Origin of the sequence: Halomonas sp. SSL-5, assembly GCF_030708455.1 — a bacterium.
GTDB lineage: Bacteria > Pseudomonadota > Gammaproteobacteria > Pseudomonadales > Halomonadaceae > Halomonas.
Genome location: NZ_JAUYWF010000005.1, coordinates 93,160 through 115,350 on the forward strand (window position 1 = coordinate 93,160; position 22,191 = coordinate 115,350).

The 22,191-nt window shown below is 68.1% G+C and carries 19 protein-coding genes; 17 read left to right on the forward strand and 2 right to left on the reverse strand.

Annotated elements, in window-relative coordinates:
• The first annotated feature begins 27 nt into the window (after positions 1–27).
• The 9 genes from atpD (at position 28) to RAN53_RS07355 (ending at position 11,150) form a co-directional block, all read left to right on the forward strand.
• Positions 28–1,404 (forward strand): F0F1 ATP synthase subunit beta, encoded by a 1,377-nt coding sequence (gene atpD / locus RAN53_RS07315; protein ID WP_305796166.1) that lies wholly within the window; start codon positions 28–30, stop codon positions 1,402–1,404.
• 25 nt (positions 1,405–1,429) lie between these two features.
• Positions 1,430–1,858 (forward strand): F0F1 ATP synthase subunit epsilon, encoded by a 429-nt coding sequence (locus tag RAN53_RS07320; protein ID WP_305796167.1) that lies wholly within the window; start codon positions 1,430–1,432, stop codon positions 1,856–1,858.
• Between the two features lie 113 nt (positions 1,859–1,971).
• The gene (gene mgtE / locus RAN53_RS07325; protein ID WP_305796168.1) at positions 1,972–3,345 is read left to right on the forward strand and encodes a magnesium transporter; all 1,374 of its coding nucleotides are present in this window, start codon (positions 1,972–1,974) and stop codon (positions 3,343–3,345) included.
• A gap of 104 nt (positions 3,346–3,449) precedes the next feature.
• Positions 3,450–4,247, forward strand: coding sequence for an undecaprenyl-diphosphate phosphatase (locus RAN53_RS07330; RefSeq protein WP_305796169.1), 798 nt, complete (start codon positions 3,450–3,452; stop codon positions 4,245–4,247).
• Positions 4,248–4,269: 22 nt separating this feature from the next.
• The gene (locus RAN53_RS07335) at positions 4,270–5,376 is read left to right on the forward strand and encodes an FAD:protein FMN transferase (RefSeq protein ID WP_305796170.1); all 1,107 of its coding nucleotides are present in this window, start codon (positions 4,270–4,272) and stop codon (positions 5,374–5,376) included.
• A gap of 3 nt (positions 5,377–5,379) precedes the next feature.
• Entirely contained in the window at positions 5,380–6,744 is a 1,365-nt protein-coding gene (gene glmU, locus RAN53_RS07340; RefSeq protein ID WP_305796171.1) for a bifunctional UDP-N-acetylglucosamine diphosphorylase/glucosamine-1-phosphate N-acetyltransferase GlmU, read from the forward strand.
• A 14-nt stretch (positions 6,745–6,758) separates the two neighbouring features.
• A complete protein-coding gene (gene glmS, locus RAN53_RS07345; protein ID WP_305796172.1) occupies positions 6,759–8,594 on the forward strand; it encodes a glutamine--fructose-6-phosphate transaminase (isomerizing) in 1,836 nt (611 codons plus the stop codon).
• Positions 8,595–8,644: 50 nt separating this feature from the next.
• Positions 8,645–9,472 (forward strand): DUF72 domain-containing protein, encoded by an 828-nt coding sequence (locus tag RAN53_RS07350; RefSeq protein ID WP_305796173.1) that lies wholly within the window; start codon positions 8,645–8,647, stop codon positions 9,470–9,472.
• Positions 9,473–9,806: 334 nt separating this feature from the next.
• A complete protein-coding gene (locus tag RAN53_RS07355) occupies positions 9,807–11,150 on the forward strand; it encodes a sodium-dependent transporter (RefSeq protein WP_305796174.1) in 1,344 nt (447 codons plus the stop codon).
• Positions 11,151–11,244: 94 nt separating this feature from the next.
• Here the strand turns inward: RAN53_RS07355 and RAN53_RS07360 are convergent, their stop codons facing one another.
• Entirely contained in the window at positions 11,245–11,460 is a 216-nt protein-coding gene (locus tag RAN53_RS07360; RefSeq protein WP_305796175.1) for a PA3496 family putative envelope integrity protein, read from the reverse strand.
• Between the two features lie 203 nt (positions 11,461–11,663).
• Here RAN53_RS07360 and hexR point away from each other — a divergent pair, with 203 nt between their 5' ends.
• From hexR to RAN53_RS07375, 3 genes are all read left to right on the forward strand, one after another.
• Complete coding sequence (gene hexR, locus RAN53_RS07365; RefSeq protein WP_305796176.1) at positions 11,664–12,527, forward strand: transcriptional regulator HexR; 864 nt, start codon at positions 11,664–11,666, stop codon at positions 12,525–12,527.
• A gap of 157 nt (positions 12,528–12,684) precedes the next feature.
• The gene (gene uvrD, locus RAN53_RS07370) at positions 12,685–14,886 is read left to right on the forward strand and encodes a DNA helicase II (RefSeq protein WP_305796177.1); all 2,202 of its coding nucleotides are present in this window, start codon (positions 12,685–12,687) and stop codon (positions 14,884–14,886) included.
• A 150-nt stretch (positions 14,887–15,036) separates the two neighbouring features.
• Positions 15,037–16,137 (forward strand): TRAP transporter substrate-binding protein, encoded by a 1,101-nt coding sequence (locus RAN53_RS07375; RefSeq protein WP_305796178.1) that lies wholly within the window; start codon positions 15,037–15,039, stop codon positions 16,135–16,137.
• A gap of 78 nt (positions 16,138–16,215) precedes the next feature.
• Here RAN53_RS07375 and RAN53_RS07380 read toward each other — a convergent pair whose 3' ends face one another.
• The gene (locus RAN53_RS07380) at positions 16,216–16,617 is read right to left on the reverse strand and encodes an acyl-CoA thioesterase (RefSeq protein ID WP_305796179.1); all 402 of its coding nucleotides are present in this window, start codon (positions 16,615–16,617) and stop codon (positions 16,216–16,218) included.
• A gap of 193 nt (positions 16,618–16,810) precedes the next feature.
• Here RAN53_RS07380 and RAN53_RS07385 point away from each other — a divergent pair, with 193 nt between their 5' ends.
• The 5 genes from RAN53_RS07385 to phoU all read left to right on the forward strand — a co-directional run bounded on the left by RAN53_RS07385 (position 16,811) and on the right by phoU (position 22,153).
• Positions 16,811–17,734, forward strand: coding sequence for a PstS family phosphate ABC transporter substrate-binding protein (locus tag RAN53_RS07385; protein WP_305796180.1), 924 nt, complete (start codon positions 16,811–16,813; stop codon positions 17,732–17,734).
• Positions 17,735–17,807: 73 nt separating this feature from the next.
• Positions 17,808–19,022, forward strand: coding sequence for an ABC transporter permease subunit (locus RAN53_RS07390; protein ID WP_305796181.1), 1,215 nt, complete (start codon positions 17,808–17,810; stop codon positions 19,020–19,022).
• Positions 19,019–20,560, forward strand: a complete 1,542-nt coding sequence (gene pstA, locus RAN53_RS07395) for a phosphate ABC transporter permease PstA (RefSeq protein WP_305796182.1) — start codon at positions 19,019–19,021, stop codon at positions 20,558–20,560. The genes RAN53_RS07390 and pstA overlap by 4 nt, the downstream gene beginning before the upstream one ends.
• A gap of 65 nt (positions 20,561–20,625) precedes the next feature.
• Entirely contained in the window at positions 20,626–21,399 is a 774-nt protein-coding gene (gene pstB / locus RAN53_RS07400; RefSeq protein WP_305796317.1) for a phosphate ABC transporter ATP-binding protein PstB, read from the forward strand.
• 25 nt (positions 21,400–21,424) lie between these two features.
• A complete protein-coding gene (gene phoU / locus RAN53_RS07405) occupies positions 21,425–22,153 on the forward strand; it encodes a phosphate signaling complex protein PhoU (protein WP_305796183.1) in 729 nt (242 codons plus the stop codon).
• Positions 22,154–22,191: the final 38 nt, after the last annotated feature.

Below are 22,191 nucleotides of genomic sequence, written 5' to 3' on the forward strand. Positions count from 1 at the left end.
ATTTTCAGGTATTTGAGAGGAACCAAGATGAGCGGACGTATCGTACAAATCATCGGCGCGGTGATTGACGTAGAGTTTCCGCGGGACGATGTTCCCAAGGTCTACGACGCGCTGAAGGTCTCGCAGGTCGAGACCGTGCTCGAGACCCAGCAGCAGCTGGGTGATGGCGTGGTGCGTACCATCGCCATGGGCTCCACCGAAGGGCTCAAGCGTGGCATGGACGTCACCAACACCGGTGCGGCCATCTCCGTGCCGGTGGGCAAGGAGACGCTGGGTCGCATCATGAACGTGCTCGGCGAGCCCATCGACGAGGCGGGCGAGATCGGCGAGGCCGAGCGCATGCCGATCCACCGCAAGGCACCGGGCTACGCCGACCAGGCGGCTTCCAACGAGCTGCTCGAGACCGGCATCAAGGTCATCGATCTGGTCTGCCCGTTCGCCAAGGGCGGCAAGGTCGGCCTGTTCGGCGGCGCCGGTGTGGGCAAGACCGTCAACATGATGGAACTGATCCGCAACATCGCCACCGAGCACAGCGGTTACTCCGTGTTCGCCGGCGTGGGCGAGCGTACCCGTGAGGGTAACGACTTCTACCACGAGATGACCGAATCCAACGTCATCGACAAGGTATCGCTGGTCTACGGTCAGATGAACGAGCCGCCCGGCAACCGCCTGCGTGTGGCCCTGACCGGCCTGACCATCGCCGAGAAGTTCCGCGATGAAGGCCGCGACGTGCTGCTGTTCGTCGACAACATCTACCGCTACACCCTGGCCGGTACCGAGGTGTCTGCACTGCTGGGCCGTATGCCCTCCGCGGTGGGCTACCAGCCGACCCTGGCCGAGGAGATGGGTGTGCTCCAGGAGCGCATCACCTCCACCAAGACCGGCTCGATCACCTCCGTGCAGGCCGTCTACGTGCCCGCGGATGACCTGACCGACCCGTCACCGGCGACCACCTTCTCGCACCTGGACGCCACCGTGGTACTGGCGCGTTCCATCGCCGAGCTGGGTATCTATCCGGCCATCGACCCGCTGGACTCCACCTCGCGTCAGCTCGACCCGCTGGTCGTCGGCGAGGAGCACTACAACACCGCCCGCGGTGTGCAGAACGTGCTGCAGCGCTACAAGGAGCTCAAGGACATCATCGCGATCCTGGGCATGGACGAGCTGTCCGACGAGGACAAGCTGGCCGTGAACCGGGCGCGTAAGATCCAGCGCTTCCTGTCGCAGCCGTTCTTCGTGGCCGAGGTGTTCACCGGGTCGCCCGGCAAGTACGTGTCCCTCAAGGACACCATCCGCGGCTTCCAGGGCATCCTCGACGGCGAGTACGACGAGCTGCCGGAGCAGGCCTTCTACATGGTCGGCACCATCGACGAGGCCGTCGAGAAAGCCAACCAGATGAAGTAATCCCGTCTACCTGGGAGACGTCGTCATGACGAAAAGCTTCAAGTGCGAGATCGTCAGCGCCGAGGAGGGGATCTTCTCCGGCCAGATCGAGCGGATCATCGCCTCCGGGCGCATGGGCGAGCTGGGGATCCTCCCCGGCCACGCCCCGCTGCTGACCGAGCTCAAGCCGGGTCCGGTGCGGGTGATCCATGATGGCGGCCAGGAGGAGAACTACTATGTCTCGGGAGGCTTCCTGGAAGTCCAGCCGGATGTGGTGACTATCCTGGCCGACGCGGCCACCCGCGCCCATGACCTCGATGAGGCGGCGGCCGAAGAGGCACGTCAGCATGCGCTGAAGAACCTCAACGACAAGTCCGCCGAGCTGGACTACACCCGTGCCTCGGCCGAACTGGCCGAGGCCGTGGCCCAGCTGCGCACGATCCAGCAACTGCGCAAGAAGGCCGGCAAGGGCTGAGCGTCGCCCCTGCGTGAGTCTCGCGCCCCCTGCTCGTCGGCAACGACGAGTACGGGGGCGTTCTTGTCTCTGTCATCCCGGTGGCCTGTCCCTGGGGCGCCATGGAGGATGCCATGTCACTCACCGAGAGCCTGAACACGCATCGGCTTGCACTCTGCCAGGCCCTCGACGAGGAGGATGGCGAGCGCCTCGATGCCCTGCTGCCGGAGCTGCGTTCGGCGGATATCGGCGAGATCCTCGAGGCGATCCTAGAGGAGGAGGCGGACCCGCCCCGGGCCCTCGCCCTGCTGGGACGCCTGCGCCTGGAGCGGCGCGCCAGCGTGCTCGGGTACCTGCCTGGCGACGCCCAGCTGGTGCTCGCCGAGGCGCTCAGCGACGAGCGCCTGCTCGCGATTCTCGAGGAGATGAGCTCCGACGAGCGTGCCGACCTCTTCAACCTGCTCGGCGAGGATCGTCGCCAGCGGCTGCTGCGACGCATGGCGCGCCGCGAGCGCGAGGAGCTCAAGCGCCTGGCCAGCTATGAGGAGGGCACCGCCGGGTCGATCATGACCGCGGACTATGTGGCCATCCCCAGCGGCATGACGGTCTCCCAGGCGATGATGCGGGTTCGCCAGACGGCCCCCGATGCCGAGACGGTCTATCAGCTCTATATCGTCGACGGCCAGGGGCGGCTGGCGGGCACCCTGTCGCTGCGCCAGCTGATGGTGGCGCCACCGGGGGAAGCGATCGACGAGCTGATGATCCGCGACGTCATTCACGTCCCGGTCGGCGAGGCTCAGGAGGAGGTGGCGCGCATCGTCGCCCGCTACGACCTGCTGGCCCTGCCGGTGGTGGATGCCGACACGCGGCTGGTGGGCATCGTCACCCATGACGACGCCATGGACGTGGTCGAGTCCGAGGCCACCGAGGACATCCACAAGGGGATGTCCATCGGCGCGCTGGAGGACGGGGTCAGCCGGGTGCCGCTGTGGAGCCTGTATCGCAAGCGGGTGACCTGGTTGGTGCTGCTGGTGTTCGCCAACCTCTTCTCCGGAGCGGGTATCGCCTACTTCGAGGAGACCATCGCCGCCCAGGTGGCGCTGGTGTTCTTCCTGCCGCTGCTGATCGGCAGCGGCGGCAATGCCGGCGCCCAGGCCGCCACCCTGATGGTACGCGGCATGGCGACCGGCGACGTGGGCATCAAGGACTGGGGAAAGCTTCTGGGCCGCGAGCTGCTGGTGGCCGGCTCCCTGGGGCTGACCATGGCCCTGGCGGTGGCGCCCATCGGGGTGATGCGCGGCGGCGAGGCGGTGGCCCTGGTGGTGGCCATGAGCATGGTCATCATCGTGCTGTTCGGCAGCCTGCTGGGCATGTGCCTGCCCTTCCTGCTCGACCGCCTGGGCTGGGACCCGGCCACCGCCTCGGCGCCGCTGGTGACCACCCTGATCGACGCCTCGGGGGTGCTGATCTACTTCGGTATCGCCACGGCGGTTCTCTCCGTTGCATGAGCCCTGACCCGATCACAAGCGGGGCGGACAGCGAGGGCGCGGGCGTGTATCCTCTGCGCGGCGTGTCGCCTGCGGACACTGGTCACTGCTGACAGGAAATCTCCATGGATTGGCTTCAGGTCGTCGTACTCTCCATCGTCCAGGGACTCACCGAGTTCCTGCCGATCTCCAGTTCCGCCCACCTGATCCTGGTGCCGGCGCTTACCGACTGGGGCGACCAGGGGCTGGCCTTCGACGTGGCGCTGCATATCGGCAGCCTGGCCGCGGTGGTGCTCTACTTCCGTCAGGAGCTGGTACGCATGGCGGTGAGCTGGGGAGGCTCCCTGGCGGGACGCGGAGTGGACCCGGACGCCCGTCTGGCCTGGTGGGTGCTGTTGGCGACGATCCCGGTGTGCGTGGTGGGGCTGGCCTTTCATGATGCCATCGCGGAAGGCATGCGCTCGCCGCTGATCATCGCCTTCGGCTTGATCGCCTTCGGGCTGCTGCTGGCCTACGCGGACCTGCGCCATCGCGGCAGCCGCGACGAGTATCAGCTGACCTTGCGCGATGCCCTGCTGATCGGGCTGGCCCAGGCACTGGCCTTGATTCCCGGCACCTCCCGTTCGGGCATCACCATCACCGCGGCGCTGCTGCTGGGCATGAGCCGTGAGGGAGCGGCGCGCTTCTCGTTCCTGATGTCGATCCCGGTGATCGTGCTGGCCGGCGGGATGGAGGTCCTCGGGCTGATCCGCGACGCGACCCAGGTGGACTGGTTTACCCTGACGGTGGGGGCCCTGCTCTCGGGCATCAGCGCCTATCTCTGCATCCACTACTTCCTGGCCTTCATCAAGCGGGTCGGCATGCAGCCCTTCGTGATCTATCGGCTGCTTCTCGGCGCCTGGCTGCTGTGGCTATTCTGGTAAGCACCCTGTGAGGAGGCTCCGCGTGATCCGACGCCCGTTGCTGTTGCCCCTGCTACTGCTGCTGCTTGCGCTGGCGGCCTGCTCCGAGCGTGATCGGCCGCTCGAGTCGCCGGTGCGCCTCGAGGGCAGTATCTTCGGCAGCTTCTACCAGGTCACCTTGGTCGACGCCCTGACCCGGGGCGAGGCCAATGCCCTGGAAGAGGGGATCCTCGCCGAGCTCGAGGCCGTCGATGCGAGCATGTCGATCTACCGCGATGACTCCGAGCTCTCGGCCTTCAACCAGGCCCCGCCGGGGGAGTGGCAGCCGCTCTCCGACGCGCTGGTCCAGGTGCTGGCCATCGGCCGGTCGGTGGCCGAGGCCAGCGACGGCGCCTTCGACATGACCATCGGCGGGCTGGTCAACCTGTGGAGCTTCGGCGCCGAGGCGCGCCCCAGGGAGATTCCCGCCGAGGATGAGCTGGCCGAGCGACTGGCGCAGATCGGCACGGATGCCCTGGAGCTCGACGAGCAGCGGCGTGAGGCCAGGCGAACCCGGGAGGTGACTGTCGACCTGGGCGGGGTGGCCAAGGGGCACGCCACCGACCGGGTGGCCGCCTTCCTGGACCGCGAGGGAATCGAGCACTACCTGGTGAACCTCGGCGGTGACCTGCTCGCCAGCGGCTACCGCGACGGCGATGCGGAGCCCTGGCGCATCGGCATCGAGGCGCCCCTGGAGGATCGCCAGGAGGCGCGGCACGTGCTGCCGCTGCACGATGTCTCGGTGGCCACCTCCGGCGACTACCGCAACTACTTCGAGGAGAACGGGCGGCGCTACTCCCACACCCTGGACCCGCGCAACGGGCGCCCGATCACCCATCGGCTCGCCTCGGTGAGCGTCTTCCACGCGTCCAACGCCTGGGCGGATGCCTGGGCCACGGCGCTGATGGTGCTGGGCGAGGAGGCGGGCATGGCGCTGGCCCGGGAGCGCCAACTGAGTGCACTGATGATCATACGCGAGGATGACGGCTGGACGAGCCGGGTCACCCCCGCCTTCGTCGAGCGCTTCGGCGAGGCGCGGGTGGAGGAGCTCGGCCTCGAGGCCATGCCCGGCGGTCGCTCGCAGCCACAGGAACAACAGGATCAGGAGTGATGGATGACACTTGACGTCGTGATACTGGCCGCCGGGCAGGGCACCCGGATGCGCTCGACCCTGCCCAAGGTGCTGCACCGTCTGGCCGGCAAGCCCATGGTGCGCCACGTGATCGACACCGCCGCGGGGCTGTGCGCCGAGCGCACCCATGTGGTGGTGGGCCATGGCGCCGAGAAGGTGCGCGAGGCGCTGGCCGACTGCCGGGTGCACTTCGCCCTGCAGGCCGAGCAGAAGGGCACCGGCCATGCCGTGGCCCAGGCCCTCGAGGGGCTCGGCAACGGCCGCGTGCTGGTGCTCTACGGCGATGTGCCGCTGATCCATCGCGCGACCCTCGAGCGGCTGCTGGAGGGCGTCGATGACGACCACCTGGGGCTGCTCACCGTGACCCTCGACGATCCCGGCGGCTATGGACGCATCCTGCGCAACGCCGAGGGACAGGCAGTCGCCATCGTCGAGCACAAGGATGCCAGCGAGAGCGAGCGTGCGGTGCGCGAGTGCAATACCGGCATCATGGCGATGACCGCCGACCAGCTGCGTCGCTGGCTGCCGAGGCTCTCCGCCGACAATGCCCAGGGCGAGTACTACCTCACCGATATCATCGCCATGGCCGCCGCCGAGGGGGTCAGGGTGGTCACCGCCCAGCCGGCCGACCCGGTCGAGGTGGAGGGCGTCAACAACCGGGCGCAGATGGCGCGCCTGGAGCGTGCCCATCAGCAGGCCATCGCCGAGCGGTTGATGGCCGAGGGCGTGGCGCTCGCCGACCCGTCGCGTCTCGATGTGCGCGGCCGCCTTACCTGCGGCCACGACGTGGAGATCGACGTGGGCTGCGTCTTCGAGGGCGACGTGGAGCTCGGCGAGGGGGTGCGTATCGGCCCTCACTGCGTGATCCGTGACAGCCATATCGGCGCCGAGAGCGTGATCGAGTCCCACAGCGTCATCGAGGGCGCGGTGATCGCCGGACGCGCTACCATCGGGCCCTTCGCCCGCCTGCGTCCCGGTTCGCGCCTGGCGGTGGGGGCCAAGGTGGGCAACTTCGTCGAGACCAAGAACGTCGAGGTGGGAGAGGGCAGCAAGATCAATCACCTGAGCTACGTGGGCGACGCCCGCCTCGGGCGTGGCGTCAACGTCGGTGCCGGCACCATCACCTGCAACTACGACGGCGCCAACAAGCACCGTACCGAGATCGGTGACGACGCCTTCATCGGCTCCAACAGCGCCCTGGTGGCACCGGTGAGCATCGGCCGTGGCGCCACGGTGGGGGCCGGCTCCACCGTCGCCAAGGACGTGCCCGACAACGCCCTGGCAGTGACCCGGGCCCGCCAGGTCAGCAAGGCCGACTGGCCGCGACCCCGCAAGCAGGACGACTGAGGAGAAAGACAGCGATGTGTGGAATCGTCGGAGCCGTTGCCGAGCGCAACGTGGAGGGGATTCTCCTGGAGGGTCTCAAGCGCCTGGAGTATCGCGGCTATGACTCCGCCGGCATGGCGGTGCTCGCCGCCGACGGCAGCCTGCAGCGTCGCCGCGCGATGGGCAAGGTGGCGGCCCTGGAGGAGCGCCTGGTCGCCGAGCCGTTGCCGGGACGCAGCGGGATCGCCCACACCCGCTGGGCGACCCACGGTCGGCCCAGCGAGGTGAATGCGCATCCCCACCAGTCCGGCGAGCGCCTGGCGGTGGTGCACAACGGCATCATCGAGAACCATGAGGCGCTGCGTCGCGAGCTCGAGGCCGAGGGCTATGTCTTCAGCTCCGAGACCGACACCGAGGTGATCGCTCACCTGCTGGAGCGCGAGAGCCGCCAGGCCGGTGACCTGCTTGCCGCGGTGCAGCGGGTGCTGGCCCGGCTGGACGGGGCCTATGCGCTGGGGGTCATCCACGCCGCGGAACCCGATGTCGTGATCGGCGCTCGCAAGGGCAGCCCGCTGGTGGTGGGCGTGGGCATCGGCGAGGCCTTCCTGGGCTCCGACCCGCTGGCACTGCTGCAGGTCACCGACCGCTTCATCTACCTGGAGGAGGGCGACGCGGTGCGCCTCTCCGCCGGCGGGCGCATCGAGGTGTTCGACGCCGAGGGCGCGGCGGTGGAGCGCGAGGTGCACACCTTCGAACATGGCGACGGCGCCGCCAGCAAGGGCGAGTATCGCCACTTCATGCTCAAGGAGATCCATGAGCAACCGGCGGTGATCGCCGCCGCCCTGGAGGGGCGGCTGGGGGATCGCTCGGCGCTGGTGGAAAGCTTCGGTCCCGAGGCCGAGGCGCTGTTCCGGCAGGCCAGGCAGATCCATATCGTCGCCTGCGGCACCAGCTACCATGCGGGCATGGTGGCGCGTTACTGGCTCGAGAAATACGCTGGCGTGCCGGTACAGGTGGAGGTGGCCTCGGAGTATCGCTACCGCCAGGTGGTGGTGCCCGAGGGGACCCTGTTCGTGACCCTCTCCCAGTCCGGCGAGACCGCCGATACCCTGGCGGCACTGCGCTTCGCCAAGGCGGGCGGCTACCTGGGCAGCCTGGCGATCTGCAACGTGCCGGGCAGCTCCCTGGTGCGCGAGTCGGACCTCTCGCTGATGACCCAGGCCGGCCCCGAGATCGGCGTGGCCTCCACCAAGGCCTTCACCACCCAGCTCACCGCCCTGATGCTGCTGACCCTGGCGCTGGGTCGCATCAGGGGGCTCGACGAGGCCGTGCAGGCCGACGTGGTGACGGCGCTGCGCGGCCTGCCTCGGCTGGTGGAGCGTGTGCTGGCCCTGGATCCGGCCATCGAGGCGCTCTCAACGGCCTTCGCCGAGAAGCACCATGCCCTCTTCCTGGGGCGCGGCGCCCTTTTCCCCATCGCCCTGGAAGGTGCGCTGAAGCTCAAGGAGATCTCCTACATCCACGCCGAGGCCTACCCTGCCGGGGAGCTCAAGCACGGCCCCCTGGCGCTGGTGGACAGCGACATGCCGGTGATCTCGGTGGCGCCCAACGACGAGCTGCTCGACAAGCTCAAGTCCAACCTCCAGGAGGTACGGGCCCGCGGCGGCGAGCTGTTCGTGTTCGCCGACGAGGGGGTCGGCCTCGAGGCGGCCGAGGGCATCCATGTGCTGCATCTTCCCCGGGTACACGAGGCGCTGGCGCCGATCCTCTATACCGTGCCGCTGCAGCTGCTCAGCTACCACGTGGCGGTGCTCAAGGGCACCGACGTGGACCAGCCGCGCAACCTGGCCAAATCGGTGACGGTGGAGTAACCCTCATTCCCCATAGTGCAACCGAGCCTCGCCTGCACCTGGGGCTGCCCATGTGGGCCAATGCCGACTGGCGGGGTGGTCTCTACCCGTCGGGTGGGGGCGGGCTCGAGGAGTACGCCCGGGTATTCTCCGCCGTGGAGGGCAACACCACCTTCTACAGCGGGACGCCGCGAGCCGAGACGGTGGCGGCCTGGGCCCGCCAGTCGCCGCCGGGCTTCCGCTTCTGCTTCAAGCTGCCCGCCGCCCTGACCCACGAGCGGCGCCTGGTCGGCATCGAGTCGGATCTCGATGCCTTCCTCGAGGCGCTCGAGCCGCTGCATGATCGCCTGGGCCCGCTGATGATTCAGCTGCCCAGGGATTTCGGAGGCAACGAGCTGGGACGACTGGAAGCCCTGCTGGCACGCTGGCCGGCAGGCATTCCTTGCGCCGTGGAGGTGCGTCACAGCGAATTCTTCCACAAGGGGAGGGTCGAGATCGCCCTGAACAGATTGTTGATAACTCACGGGGTCGACCGTGTGATGCTCGATGTGCGGCCGCTCTTCTCGACACCTGCCGGTGGCCATACCGGCCTGCAGCAGGCCCAGCGCGAGAAGCCGAGACGCCCATTACACGTGCTTTCCACGGGGAATCGGCCGCTGGTGCGCTTTATCGGCCATCTCGACGGGGAGGTCAACGAGCGCTATTTCGAGGCCTGGATCGAGCGCCTCTGCCTGTGGATAGATCAGGGGAAAACCCCTTTCCTGTTTGTGCATACTCCCGACAATCGCCGGGCACCCCAGCTGGCCAGGCGCCTTCATGAGCGGCTGGCGGCGAGGCTGTCACTGCCTGCGCTTCCCGCCTTTCCCGGCGAGGCACAGGCCAGCCTGTTCGGTCCCTAGGATGGTTCCCGGCGGCACAAGTGTTGCACCCCAAAAGACGCTGGCCATCGGGCGTTTGATCGGATAGTTTTATGGTCCGGAGCGTCTTTATCCCTGGAATTTGACTGGATCTTGCGCCTAACCCGCGTGGATCTTGCGATATTCCGGCGCTTCGGCGCCCGCGGTAGATGGCAACCCGCCGACTGTCGCGGGCGCAGCGGCAGCGATCCTGCCTGGATCCCTGCCACTCTTGACGGTGCCCCGTGACCCGGGGCGCTCTGGACGTGGCAATGACAAGCACAAGCCGCCATCGCGCCGGATCGGCCGTTGGTGACACGTACACTCAGGGTGAAACATGTCGAAACTCTCCCACGCACAGTGGTCATCGAAGATGGCCTTCATCCTGGCAGCCACCGGTTCGGCGGTGGGGCTGGGCAATATCTGGCGCTTCTCCTACATGGTGGGTGACAGCGGGGGCGCGGCCTTCGTGCTCATCTACCTGGCCTGTGTGGCCCTGGTGGGGCTGCCGATCCTGGTCGCCGAGTGGCTGATCGGCCGCCGCGGCCAGGAGAACCCGATCAATTCCATGATCGATCTGGCCCGCAAGAGTGGTCGAATGCCGGCCTGGGCGCTGGTCGGCGCCAGCGGCGTGCTCGCCGCCTTCCTGATCCTCTCCTTCTACAGCGTCATCGGCGGCTGGTCGCTCTCCTATACCCTGGGCTCGATCACCGGCCAGTTCAGCGGTCAGGACTCCGACGGCATCGGCGCCCTGTTCAGTGGCCTGCTGGCCAACCCCACCGCCCTTACCCTGTGGCACACCGCCTTCATGGCGTTGGTGATCTTCATCGTCGCCCGCGGCGTGACCAAGGGCCTGGAGGGCGCCGTACGCACCCTGATGCCGGCGCTGGTGATCCTGATGGTGATCCTGGTGATCTACGGCATGACCACCGGGCATTTCGGCGAGGCCATGGCCTTCATGTTCAGCCCCGACTGGAGCGCCATCAACGGCGAGGTGGTGCTGGCCGCCATGGGCCAGGCCTTCTTCACCCTGTCGCTGGGCATGGGCATCATGATGGCCTACGGCTCCTACCTGGGTGAGGACGTCAGCCTGATCAGCACCGCCCGCACCGTGATCATCTTCGATACCGTAATCGCGCTGCTCGCCGGCATGGCGATCTTTCCCATCGTCTTCGCCAACGGCCTGAGCCCGGGCGAGGGGCCGGGACTGATCTTCGTCACCCTGCCGCTGGCCTTCGGCAACATGGCAGGCGGCACCATCCTCGGCCTGATGTTCTTCCTGTTGCTGACCTTCGCCGCCCTGACCTCGGCCATCTCGCTGCTGGAACCGACGGTGGAGCTGCTCGAGGAGCGCACCCCGCTGTCTCGCGTCGCCGCCACCCTGGTGGCCGGCGTGGCGGTCTGGGCGCTGGGCATCGCCGCGCTGATGTCGTTCAATGTCTGGAGCGAACTGTCGATCGCGGGCCTGAATATCTTCGACTTCCTGGATACTCTGACCAGCAAGTTCATGCTGCCGCTCACCGGCCTGGGGGCGATCCTGTTCGTGGCCTGGCGCCTCGATCGTGACAGCGTGCTGGGTGAACTGGGGCTCTCCGGTGTCCAGGCCCAGCTGTGGCAGGTCGTCGCCCGGGTGGTGGCGCCGATCGGCGTGATCGCGGTGTTCGTCTACGGCCTGGTCTAGGCCCCTTAGAGCGCCACCGCACCGGTAGTACTCCCGGGGCGCAAGCCCAGTCGAGCCCCGCCTTCGCGGGGCTCGACGCGTGATGGGGTGGTGCTCAGTGCATGGTGTCTTCGGCGAGTTCGTCCTCGGGCAACTCGGCGATGTCACGCGACAGCCGCTTGAACTCGCTGTGGAGCTCGATGCCACGCCGGGCGCGCAGGTGGCGCTGGGCGGCGGTGCGGCTGCGCTGTTCGTGTTCCTGGACTTCCATGCTCATGAAGATGTCGAGGAGTTCACTCTTCAGGGAGGTTAACCGTTCGGTCTTGTGCATGATCGACGCTCTCCTTGTACGCTACGCGACACTGCATTTATTACTATACCTCACTTGACAGAATGATGACGGTGTGGGCGTTCTGCCACAACGCTGTGCCAACGCACGGCGACGCTGCCCATCCTTCCGCCTTCGGGCATACTGTAGGCAGATACCATGATTGCCCCGTCGCCGCCCTGCGGTGGCCAGCCAAGGAGTTCCGCGTGAGCCGTGCCCTGTTCGATGAGATGAGACGCCGCATGGAGCACTTCCGCCGCTCCGAGCAGAAGGTGGCCCGCTTCGTGCTGCGCAACCCCGAGGAAGTGATCCATATGCGCATCGTCGACCTGGCCACCGAGGCCAAGGTCAGCGAGCCCACGGTGGTGCGCTTCTGCCGGGCGCTGGGCTGCAACGGATTCCAGGACTTCAAGCTCCAGCTGGCACAGATGCTGGCCACCGGCAGCCAGTTCGCCCAGTTCTCGATGAACGACAGCGATTCGGTGGCGGAATTTTCCCAGAGCATCTTCGACTCTACCGTGGGCACCCTGCTGTCGGTGCGCGACCGCCTCGACAACGAGGCCCTGAGCCAGGCGATCAATGCCCTGGCCATGGCCAACCGGGTCGAGTTCTACGGCTTCGGCGCCTCCGGCGCGGTAGCCTTCGATGCCCAGCACAAGTTCTTCCGCCTGCAGATCTCCACCGCCGCCTATGCCGACCCGCACATGCAGAACATGTCGGCGGTGACCCTGAAGGAGGGCGACGTGGTGGTGGCCATCTCCCAGACCGGGCGTACCCGGGCGCTGGTGGCCAGCGTGCGCCTGGCCCGGGAGGCCGGTGCCACCGTGATCGGGCTGTGCCCCAGCGACTCGCCGCTGGCCGAGGAGGTGACCCTGCCGCTCTACATCGATGTCCACGAGGACACCGAGATCTACACCCCCATGAGCTCGCGCATCGCCCATCTGGTGCTGGTCGACGTGCTCGCCGTGGGCGTGGCCAAGACCCGCGGGCCGAAACTCGCCGAGCAGCTCAAGGAAGTGAAGAAGAGCCTGACGCCGCTGCGTTTCCCTGAGCAGGAAGGGAAGCTCTAGAACAAGGGGCGCCGGGGACAAGCCGAAGAGGAGGTCCGGCGCTCCGGGGCTTGTCGACGGATCAGCCCCGACTCTCTCCGGTTTGTTACGGCTCCGGCTCTGAATGGGCCAGTATGCTAAGCTGTCGGCCCATTTTCCGAGCAGCGATGCCCTCCCCATGGACGACGTCACGCCGATCCTCGACCACCTGAATGCCGCCCAGCGCGAGGCGGTCAGCGCCCCCCAGGGCAACATGCTGGTACTGGCCGGGGCCGGCTCCGGCAAGACCCGGGTGCTGGTGCATCGCATCGCCTGGCTGATGCAGGCCGAGGGGCTCTCGCCCTACGCGGTGCTGGCCGTGACCTTCACCAACAAGGCGGCGCGCGAGATGCGTACCCGCCTGGAGGCGCTGCTGGGCCTCTCGCTGCGCCACGTCTGGGTGGGCACCTTCCACTCCATCGCCCATCGCCTGCTGCGCACCCACTGGCAGGATGCCCGCCTGCCCCAGCACTTCCAGATCATCGACGCCGACGACCAGCTGCGGCTGGTCAAGCGGTTGATCAAGGAAAATGACGTCGACGACGAGCGCTTCCAGCCGCGTCAGGTGCAGTCGTTCATCTCCGGCTGCAAGGAGGAGGGGCTGCGTCCCCACCAGGTGGACGTCCACGGTGACGCCTACCTGAGCCAGATGGTCGAGCTCTACGAGCGCTACCAGCTCACCTGCGAACGCGGCGGCCTGGTGGACTTCGGCGAGCTGCTGCTGCGCAGCCTCGAGCTGCTGCGCGACAACCCGGCGCTGCTGGCCCATTACCGGGAGCGCTTCGCCCATGTGCTGGTGGACGAGTTCCAGGATACCAATACCCTGCAGTACGCCTGGCTCAAGCTGCTCACCGGCATGACCACGCCGATGACCGTGGTGGGTGACGATGACCAGTCGATCTATGGCTGGCGCGGTGCCCGGGTGGAGAACATCCGTCGCTTCGAGCGCGAGTTCTCCGGTACGAAGACCGTGCGCCTGGAGCAGAACTATCGCTCCACCAGCGCCATCCTCGAGGCCGCCAACGCCCTGATCAGCCACAATACCGAGCGCATGGGCAAGGAGCTGTGGACCGCCGGCGATCGGGGCGAGCCGATCTCGGTCTACAGCGGCTTCAATGACCTCGACGAGGCGCGCTTCATCGTCGACACCCTGCGTGAGCGCGTCGAGGAGGGCGTCAACCGTCGCGAGATCGCCATCCTCTACCGCTCCAACGCCCAGTCGCGGGTGATCGAGGAGACCCTGATCCGCCAGGGCGTGCCCTACCGCATCTACGGTGGCCATCGCTTCTATGAGCGCCTGGAGATCAAGAACGCCCTGGCCTACCTGCGCCTGCTGCTCAACCGCGACGACGACGCCTCCCTGGAGCGGGTGATCAACGTGCCGGCCCGCGGCATCGGCACGCGGACCGTGGAGCTGCTGCGCCAGCGTGCCCGGGAGGGCGGCGTATCGCTGTGGCAGGCGCTCCACGACGGCCTGGGCGATGGCTCCCTCAAGGGGCGCGCCGGCAGCGCCCTGCAGGTCTTCGCCGACCTGATCGACGCTCTGGACAACGACAGCGCCGGCCTGGCGCTGCATGAGATCATCGACCATGTGATCGAGCGCACCGGCCTGCTCGAGCACCATCGCAACGAGAGGGGCGAGAAGGGCCAGGCCCGGGTCGAGAACCTCGAGGAACTGGTCACCGCGGCCAGGGCCTTCACCCAGGGCGAATCCTTCGACCCGCCGGAGGCCGGCGAAGGTGCCGCGGCCCTGGAGGCCTTCCTCTCCGAGGCGGCGCTCAACGCCGGCGACCACGAGGCCGACGAGTTCGAGGACGGCGTCCAGCTGATGACCCTGCACTCCGCCAAGGGCCTCGAGTTCCCGGTGGTGTTCATCGCCGGGGTGGAGGAGGGACTCTTTCCCCACCGCATGTCGGCGGAGGAGCCGGGCCGCCTCGAGGAGGAGCGCCGCCTCTGCTACGTGGGCCTGACCCGCGCCATGCACAAGCTCTATCTGACCCACGCCGAGATTCGCCGGCTGCATGGCAAGGAGACCTTCCAGCGCGCCTCGCGCTTCCTGCGCGAGATCCCCGAGGAGTACCTGGAGGAGGTGCGCCTGCGCGGTCAGGTGTCGCGGCCGGTGACCGCCTCGCGCCCCGCCGGGTTGCGCCAGAGCGAGGTCAACGGCGGCGACGACCTGCCCTCGCTCTCCCTGGGCCAGCGGGTGCGCCATCCGGTGTTCGGCGAGGGGGTGATCCTCAACGCCGAGGGCGAGGGGCCCCGGGCCCGGGTGCAGGTCAGCTTCGAGGGCGAGGGCGACAAGTGGCTGGTGCTGGGATTCGCCAAGCTGACGCCGCTGTGATCAGCGCGGCGCCATGACCTTCCGTTGACGTCCACGACAGGCCGCCAGCTTGTGAGCGAGCTCGGCCCTGGAGCATACTGTTTCGCGGACACTGCCACGGCCAAGTCTCGCTCCGTGGCCCTAAATAATAAGCTTTCGGAGTCATGCCGCATGCAACGCCGTCTCTTTCTCAAGAACAGCATCAAGACCCTGGGTGCCGGCGCCGCCGGTATCGCCGCCGCCCCCTTCGTCTCCACCGCCAAGGCCCAGGAGACCATCACCTGGGACATGGTCACCTCATGGCCCAAGAACTTCCCGGCACTCGGCACCGGTGCCAACGACTTCGCCCAGCGCATCGAGACGCTGTCGGGTGGGCGCATGCGCATTCGCGTGCACGGCGCCGGTGAGCTGGTGCCGGCGCTGGAGGTGTTCGATGCCGTGGCCGCCGGCACCGCCGAGATGGGCCACTCCGCCTCCTACTACTGGCGTGGCAAGGTGGCCGCGGCGCAGTTCTTCACCGCCGTGCCCTTCGGCATGAACACCCAGGAGACCAATGCCTGGCTCTATCACGGCGGCGGCCAGGAGCTGTGGGACGAGGTCTATGCCAAGCACAACCTCAAGCCCTTCCCGGTGGGAAACACCACCACCCAGCCCGGCGGCTGGTTCAAGAAGGAGATCAACTCCCTGGAAGACCTGCAGGGGATCAAGCTGCGCCTGCCTGGCCTTGCCGGCGAGGCGATGAACCGCATCGGCGTCACCACCGTCAACATGCCGGGCTCGGAGATCTTCACCTCCATGCAGACCGGGGTGCTGGATGCCGCCGACTGGGTCAGCCCCTACAACGACCTGGCCTTCGGTCTGCACCAGGTGGCCGACTACTACTACACCTCGGCCTGGAACGAGCCCAGTGCGATCCTCGAGGGGACCGTCAACCTGGACGCCTGGAACGCGCTGCCCGACGACCTCAAGGCGGTGGTGACCGAGGCGGCCCGGGCGTCCAACCTGGCGATGATCAGCGAGTTCACGTTCCGCAACGCCCAGGCCCTGGAGACCCTGGTCGACGAGCACGGGGTCAAGCTGCGCAGCTTCCCCGAGGATGTGATGAAGGCGCTCTATGAGGCCTCCCAGGAGGTGATCGCCGAGCAGGTCGCGAACGATGCGGACTCGAAGAAGGTCCATGACTCCTACGTCGCCTTCCAGACGCTGGTGCGGCCCTCCAACGACGCCGGCGAGTTCGCCTACCTCAAGGCGCGTGAGGCGGTTGGCGCCTGATTCGTCCCCTTCCTGCAACGCAACGGGGGCGCCGGCTGGCGCCCCCGTTGCGTTGGAAGACCCGGTGGGGAGGTGAGCCTACTGGTGTACCGCGCGGATGCGCCCCTTGTCATCCATGGCCACCATCACGAAGCGCGCCTCGGTGACCTTGTGGAGCTCGTCGGAGTTGCGCTCATGGGGCTGGCGGATCCACACCTCGACGTCGATGCGGATGGAGCTGTGGCCGATCTCCACCAGGCGGGTGAAGATGTTTACCATGGAGCCGACCCGCACCGGGCACAGGAAGTCCATGGCCTCGATGGCCACGGTGGCGGTGCGGCCATTGGCCTCCCGGTCGGCGGCCAGCTCGGCGGCCTGATCCATATGCGCGACCAGCCAGCCGCCGGCGATGTCACCGTGGAGGTTGGTATCCTGGCGACTGGCCAGCAGCTTGAGGGTCAGCTCGCCCCGCGGGCGGGGGCTGTCATCGAGGTCTGTCATGAAGGTGTCATCATCCTGGCTTGTTATTGGGGGGCGAGACCGCGGCCCATGGTAAACCCAGCCCGGCCCGCCCTCCAGCCCCGTCCGGCCTGTCGGCCAGGTTGGGGTATCATGCGCCGGAGGAGCAACGATCTGGGGAGGTAGCATGGCGGTAATCGGCAGGCCCAGCCTAGGGCACAGACGAGGGCGCTGGATGGCCCTGCTGCTCGGCGGGCTGCTGACCCTGCTGTCGGCGCGGCTGCCGGCGGATGACGTCGTCGGGCCCCTGGGCGCGGTGGGCTCGGATACCCTGGCGGGGCTGATGCTGCGCTGGGGTGAGTTGCTGACCGAACGCCACCCGGGGGTGCGCCTGCAGTTCCAGGCCAGCGGCTCGGCCAGCGCTCCCGCCGCCCTGGCGGCAGGCACCACGCGCCTGGGGGCCATGTCGCGGCCCATGAACGAGGTCGAGCGCGGGACCTTCATCGAGCGCCACGGCTATCCTCCCGTGGAGCTGGAGGTGGCCCGTGATGCCCTGGCGGTCATCGTGCACCGCCACAATCCGCTTAAGAGTCTCAGCCGACGGGAGCTGGATGCCATCTTCTCCGAGTCGCGTCGCTGTGGCGCCGAGCGGCCCATCGAGCGCTGGAGCCAGCTCGGGGTGACGCTGCCCGGTGACCGCATCGTGCTACACGGGCGCAACGTCGCCTCGGGAACCCATGATCTGTTCCGCATGCGAGCGTTGTGCGGTGGCAGCTATCGAGTGCGTCTCAACGAGCACCCCGGCTCGGCGGCCGTGGTGGCCGCGGTGGCCGCCGAGCCCTCGGCCATCGGCTTCGCTGGCCTCAACCACCTGACCACCGGCGTCAAGGCGTTGCCGCGTCGTGACGCGACGGGGGAGGCCGCTTCGCCCACGCCGCAGGCGGTGCGCCGTGGCGACTACTCGCTGTCGCGCGCGCTCTACCTCTACCTGAACCTGCCACCCGGCGGCGCATTGCCCGGCCCGGAGCGGGCCTTCCTCGAGCTGGTGTTCTCCCCACTGGGTCAGAGCGTGGTCGAGGAGCTGGGCTTCGTGGACCTGACCGAGGCCAGTCTGGCCCGGCAGCGTGAATGGCTGGCCTCGCAGCCGCCCGCCGAGTAGCGCTGTCACGTGATTGTCACCGCAGTGTCGTAAAGTGGTGCCTTCGCCCCTTCTCCAACGCCCATGAGTGGCCATGAACGATCCTCGTCCCCACCTCTCCCTGCGCCTACGACGCCGCCGCGTCCGTGACCGCCTGGCGACCCTGCTGATTACCGCGGGGGGCGTCGGCGTGGTGGTCTCGGTGCTGGCCATCGGGGTGTTCCTGGCCCTGGAGGTGGTGCCGCTGTTCCTGGGGGAGGATGCCTTGAATGCCCGTGAGCTGTGGCATCCACAGCCGGTGGAGGGGTACGCCGAGCCCCAGCATCGCTGGCGGCCGGAGCCCCTGGTCGAGGGGGATACGACCCATTTCGGCATGGCGCCGCTCGTCTGGGGCACCCTCAAGGCCGCGCTGTGGGCGCTGCTGTTCGCGGTGCCCCTGGCACTGGGTGCCGCCATGCACTCGGCCCTCTATATGCCGCGTCGCCTGCGCGCCCGCTTGAAGCCCACCCTGGAGCTGATGGAGGCGCTGCCGGGGGTGGTGATCGGCTTCGTCGCCGGCATGTTGCTGGCGCCCTGGGTGGAGCGCCATCTGGCCGCCGCCCTGCTGCTGCTGGTGGCGCTGCCCTTCGGGGCACTGCTGGCGGGAGGGCTCAGGGCGCTGCTGCCGGTCCCCCTGCAGCAGCGCCTGCCCCTGGGGTGGGCGGGGCTGTGGCTCGCGCCCTGGCTGCTGCTGGTGGGGGGCGCTACCCTGTGGCTCGGCCCGGCGCTCGAGGCCGCGCTGGTCGGGGGCGACCTGCGCGGCTGGCTCGCCGATACCCTGGGCCTCGACTATGCCGCGCGCAATGCCATGATCGTCGGTCTGGCCATGGGCTTCGCGGTGATCCCCGGCATCTACGCCCTGGCCGAGGATGCCCTGGTCGGTGTGCCCGACAGCCTCGGCGAGGGTGCCCAGGCGCTGGGGGCCACCCGCTGGCAGACGCTGTGTAAGGTGGTGCTGCCCGCCGCCGCACCGGGCATCTTCAGCGCGATGATGATAGGCGCCGGCCGTGCGGTGGGCGAGACCATGATCGTGTTGATGGCCAGCGGCAATACCGCCCTGATGAGCCTCAACCCCATGGAGGGGTTGAGATCGCTGTCGGCCACCATCGCCATCGAGCTGCCGGAGGCCGCCGTCGGCGGCACCCACTACCGGCTGCTGTTCCTGGCGGCGCTGGTGCTGTTCGCCTTCACCTTCCTGGTCAATACCCTGGCCGAGGGGGTGCGCACGCGCCTGCGGCACCGCTATCGGCGGCTGGAGGGTGGTGCATGAGGACCCTGTGGCACCGGCGTGGCGAAGGCCCCTGGCCATGGCTAGCGGCCGGCAGCGTGGCGCTGTCGCTGCTGATGCTGCTGGCGCTCCTGCTGCTGCTGTCCGTTCGTGGGCTGGGCCACTTCTGGCCCGACGAGGTGGCCCTGGTGATGCCCCAGGACGGCCAGCCCTTCGCCGGGGTGGCGGTGCGCGAGGAGCGGATCCCCGGCGGGGAGGCGCGTGAGCGGCTCTATTTCACGGGCAATCACGACCTGGATGGCGATCGCTGGCGCTGGGTCGAGGTGAGTGCCATCGCCGCTATCCGCCATCCCGCCGAGCTGGTGGTGCTGGAGCGCAGTCGCTGGGGGCAGTTCCTCGGCCGGCTGGTGGCGGTCGTAGGCGACGGCGAGCGTCACTCCGGCGAGGCCGCCTGGCCCGCCCTGCAGGCGCGGCTGGCCGAACTCGACGCCCTGCGCGACGAGCGCGACCGGCTGCGCGACGACGTGGTGGTGCCCCTGGTCCGGCGCCTCGAGAACAGCGGGAGCCTCGGCGACGCCGAGTCCCGTGCGGCGCTGGCCGCGGCCCAGGCACGCATCCGTGAGCTCCAGTCGGCCATGGGTGGCGACACCCTGATTCTGGAAAGCGTCGACGGGCGCCGCATCGCGCAGCCCCTGGATCTGGTGCTGCGCGCCTGGCGTCCCAACGCCATGACGCCGCCGCAGAAGCTGATGGCCTGGAGCGAGGGCGTATGGCGTTTCCTCTCCGAGGGGCCGCGTGCCGCCAACAGCGCGGGCGGCGTCTGGCCGGCGATCTTCGGCACCGTGCTGATGGTGCTGCTGATGTCGCTGGTGGTGACCCCCTTCGGGGTACTGGCGGGGATCTACCTCAACGAGGTGGCCCATCAGGGGCCCCTCACCCGGTTGGTGCGCATCGGCGTGCGTAACCTGGCCGGGGTCCCCTCCATCGTCTACGGGGTGTTCGGGCTCGGGGTGTTCGTCTATGGCATCGGCGGCACCCTGGACGAGTGGTTCTTCAGCGACCGCCTGCCGTCGCCTACCTTCGGCACCGGCGGCCTGCTGTGGGCCTCCCTGACCCTGGCCCTGCTGACCCTGCCGGTGGTGATCGTGGCCACCGAGGAGGGGCTGGCCCGGGTACCCGACCACCAGCGGGAGGGGGCCCTGGCCCTGGGGGCCACGCGCATGGAGATGCTGACCCGGGTGGTGCTGCCGATGACCCTGCCCGCCATGCTGACCGGTATGATCCTGGCCGTGGCCAGGGCCGCCGGCGAGGTGGCGCCGCTGATGCTGGTGGGAGTGGCCAAGCTGGCCCCCCAGGTGCCGGTGGACGGCGACTTCCCCTTCCTGCATCTTGAGCGCAAGTTCATGCATCTTGGCTATCACATCTACGACGCGGCCTTCCACGGCGATGATGTCCAGGCCGCCATGCCGCTGGTCTTCGCCACGGCGTTGCTGCTGGTGCTGGTGATCCTGGTGCTTAACCTGACTGCAATATTCCTGCGTCATCATCTGAGGGCGCGTCATGGGGCGCCGCGCTGGTAGCGACGGCCCCGGGGAGAGTCTGTTACGTGTCCGTTTTCACGTCGTCACCCGCCGCCGGCGGGCCGATCATCGATTTCGCGGCCTCCGAGAGCAGCCTGGAGATCGCCGGCCTGAGCATCGCCTATGGCGAGAAGTCGGCGCTGCGCGATCTCACGCTGCGTATTCCGCGCCACCGGGTGACGGCGTTCATCGGGCCGTCGGGGTGCGGCAAGTCGACCCTGCTGCGGGCACTCAACCGGCTACACGACCTCAACGAGGAGGTGGTGCGGCGCGGCGAGGTCCGCCTCGAAGGGCAGGATATCCACGCCCCCCAGGTGGACGTGGCGGAGTTGCGGCGCCGTGTGGGCATGGTGTTCCAGGCACCCAACCCCTTTCCCATGTCGATCTACGACAACGTGGCCTTCGGCCTGCGCCTGCAGGGCGGCATGCGCAAGCGCCAGATCGACGACACCGTCGAGTGGGCCCTGCAGTCGGCGGCGCTGTGGGAGGAGGTCAAGGATCGCCTGCGCGCCTCGGCGTGGACCCTCTCCGGTGGCCAGCAGCAGCGCCTGGTGATCGCCCGGACCCTGGCCGTGCAGCCCGAGGTGCTGCTGCTCGACGAGCCGGCCTCGGCCCTCGATCCGATCTCGACGCTGAAGATCGAGGAGCTGATCCGCAACCTGAAGTCGCGACTCAGCCTGGTGCTGGTCACCCACAACATGCAGCAGGCGGCGCGGGTCTCCGACTACACCGCCTTCCTGCAGCGGGGCGAACTGGTGGAGTACGGCCCCACCCAGACGCTGTTCACCAATCCGCGCCTGCGGCGCACCGAGAACTACATCACCGGGCGCATGACCTGACCGGTCCGGCCCCAAGGAGAGTCCCATGGACATCAGCAGCGATATCCACAGCCAGCATATTTCCCGGCAGTTCAACCAGGAGCTCGAGGAGCTCAAGACCCACCTGATGGCGATGGGAGGCCTGGTCGAGAAGCAGGTCCAGGACGCCGTCACGGCCCTGCTCGAGGGCGATTCCGCGCTGGGCCGCCAGGTGGTCGACAACGACCGCGCGGTCAACGACATGCAGATCAAGATCGACGCGGAGTGTACCCAGGTGCTGGCGCGCCGCCAGCCCACCGCCTCCGACCTGCGCCTGGTGCTGGCGGTGATCCGCGCCGGCTCCGACCTGGAACGCATCGGCGACGAGGCGAGCAAGATCGCCCGCAATGCCTGCGAGCTGATCGAAGGCGACAACGGCACCCGCGGCTTCGTCGAGGTGCGCATGATCAGCGAGCATGTGCGACGCATGGTGCGTGACGCCCTGACCTCCTTCGCCCGCTTCGATACCGAGCTGGCGCTCAAGCTGGTCCACGAGGACGAGGAGGTCGACAACGAATACCAGAGCGCCATGCGCTCGCTGATGACCTTCATGATGGAGGATGCGCGTTCGATCTCGCCGGTGCTCAGCCTGATGTGGATCCTGCGTGCCCTGGAGCGCATCGGCGACCACGCCAACAACCTGGCCGAGTACGTGGTCTACCTGGTCAAGGGCATGGACATCCGCCACACCGACCCCGAGGACCTCGACGCCGAGGCGATCTCCCGCAAGGATTGACCTCGGGCGACGATTGGTCGTCAATAGCGCAGGCCATC

Bases quoted from the DNA above. Each gene is read 5' to 3' on its own strand.
- RAN53_RS07330 (WP_305796169.1), top strand. From the start codon at position 3,450: ATGGATTGGCTTCAGGTCGTCGTACTCTCCATCGTCCAGGGACTCACC.
- RAN53_RS07390 (WP_305796181.1), top strand. From the start codon at position 17,808: ATGAACGATCCTCGTCCCCACCTCTCCCTGCGCCTACGACGCCGCCGC.
- RAN53_RS07375 (WP_305796178.1), top strand. From the start codon at position 15,037: ATGCAACGCCGTCTCTTTCTCAAGAACAGCATCAAGACCCTGGGTGCC.
- RAN53_RS07385 (WP_305796180.1), top strand. From the start codon at position 16,811: ATGGCCCTGCTGCTCGGCGGGCTGCTGACCCTGCTGTCGGCGCGGCTG.
- glmU (WP_305796171.1), top strand. From the start codon at position 5,380: ATGACACTTGACGTCGTGATACTGGCCGCCGGGCAGGGCACCCGGATG.
- glmS (WP_305796172.1), top strand. From the start codon at position 6,759: ATGTGTGGAATCGTCGGAGCCGTTGCCGAGCGCAACGTGGAGGGGATT.
- phoU (WP_305796183.1), top strand. From the start codon at position 21,425: ATGGACATCAGCAGCGATATCCACAGCCAGCATATTTCCCGGCAGTTC.
- pstA (WP_305796182.1), top strand. From the start codon at position 19,019: ATGAGGACCCTGTGGCACCGGCGTGGCGAAGGCCCCTGGCCATGGCTA.
- RAN53_RS07380 (WP_305796179.1), bottom strand. From the start codon at position 16,617: ATGACAGACCTCGATGACAGCCCCCGCCCGCGGGGCGAGCTGACCCTC.
- RAN53_RS07360 (WP_305796175.1), bottom strand. From the start codon at position 11,460: ATGCACAAGACCGAACGGTTAACCTCCCTGAAGAGTGAACTCCTCGAC.
- RAN53_RS07320 (WP_305796167.1), top strand. From the start codon at position 1,430: ATGACGAAAAGCTTCAAGTGCGAGATCGTCAGCGCCGAGGAGGGGATC.
- mgtE (WP_305796168.1), top strand. From the start codon at position 1,972: ATGTCACTCACCGAGAGCCTGAACACGCATCGGCTTGCACTCTGCCAG.
- uvrD (WP_305796177.1), top strand. From the start codon at position 12,685: ATGGACGACGTCACGCCGATCCTCGACCACCTGAATGCCGCCCAGCGC.
- atpD (WP_305796166.1), top strand. From the start codon at position 28: ATGAGCGGACGTATCGTACAAATCATCGGCGCGGTGATTGACGTAGAG.
- RAN53_RS07350 (WP_305796173.1), top strand. From the start codon at position 8,645: ATGTGGGCCAATGCCGACTGGCGGGGTGGTCTCTACCCGTCGGGTGGG.
- RAN53_RS07355 (WP_305796174.1), top strand. From the start codon at position 9,807: ATGTCGAAACTCTCCCACGCACAGTGGTCATCGAAGATGGCCTTCATC.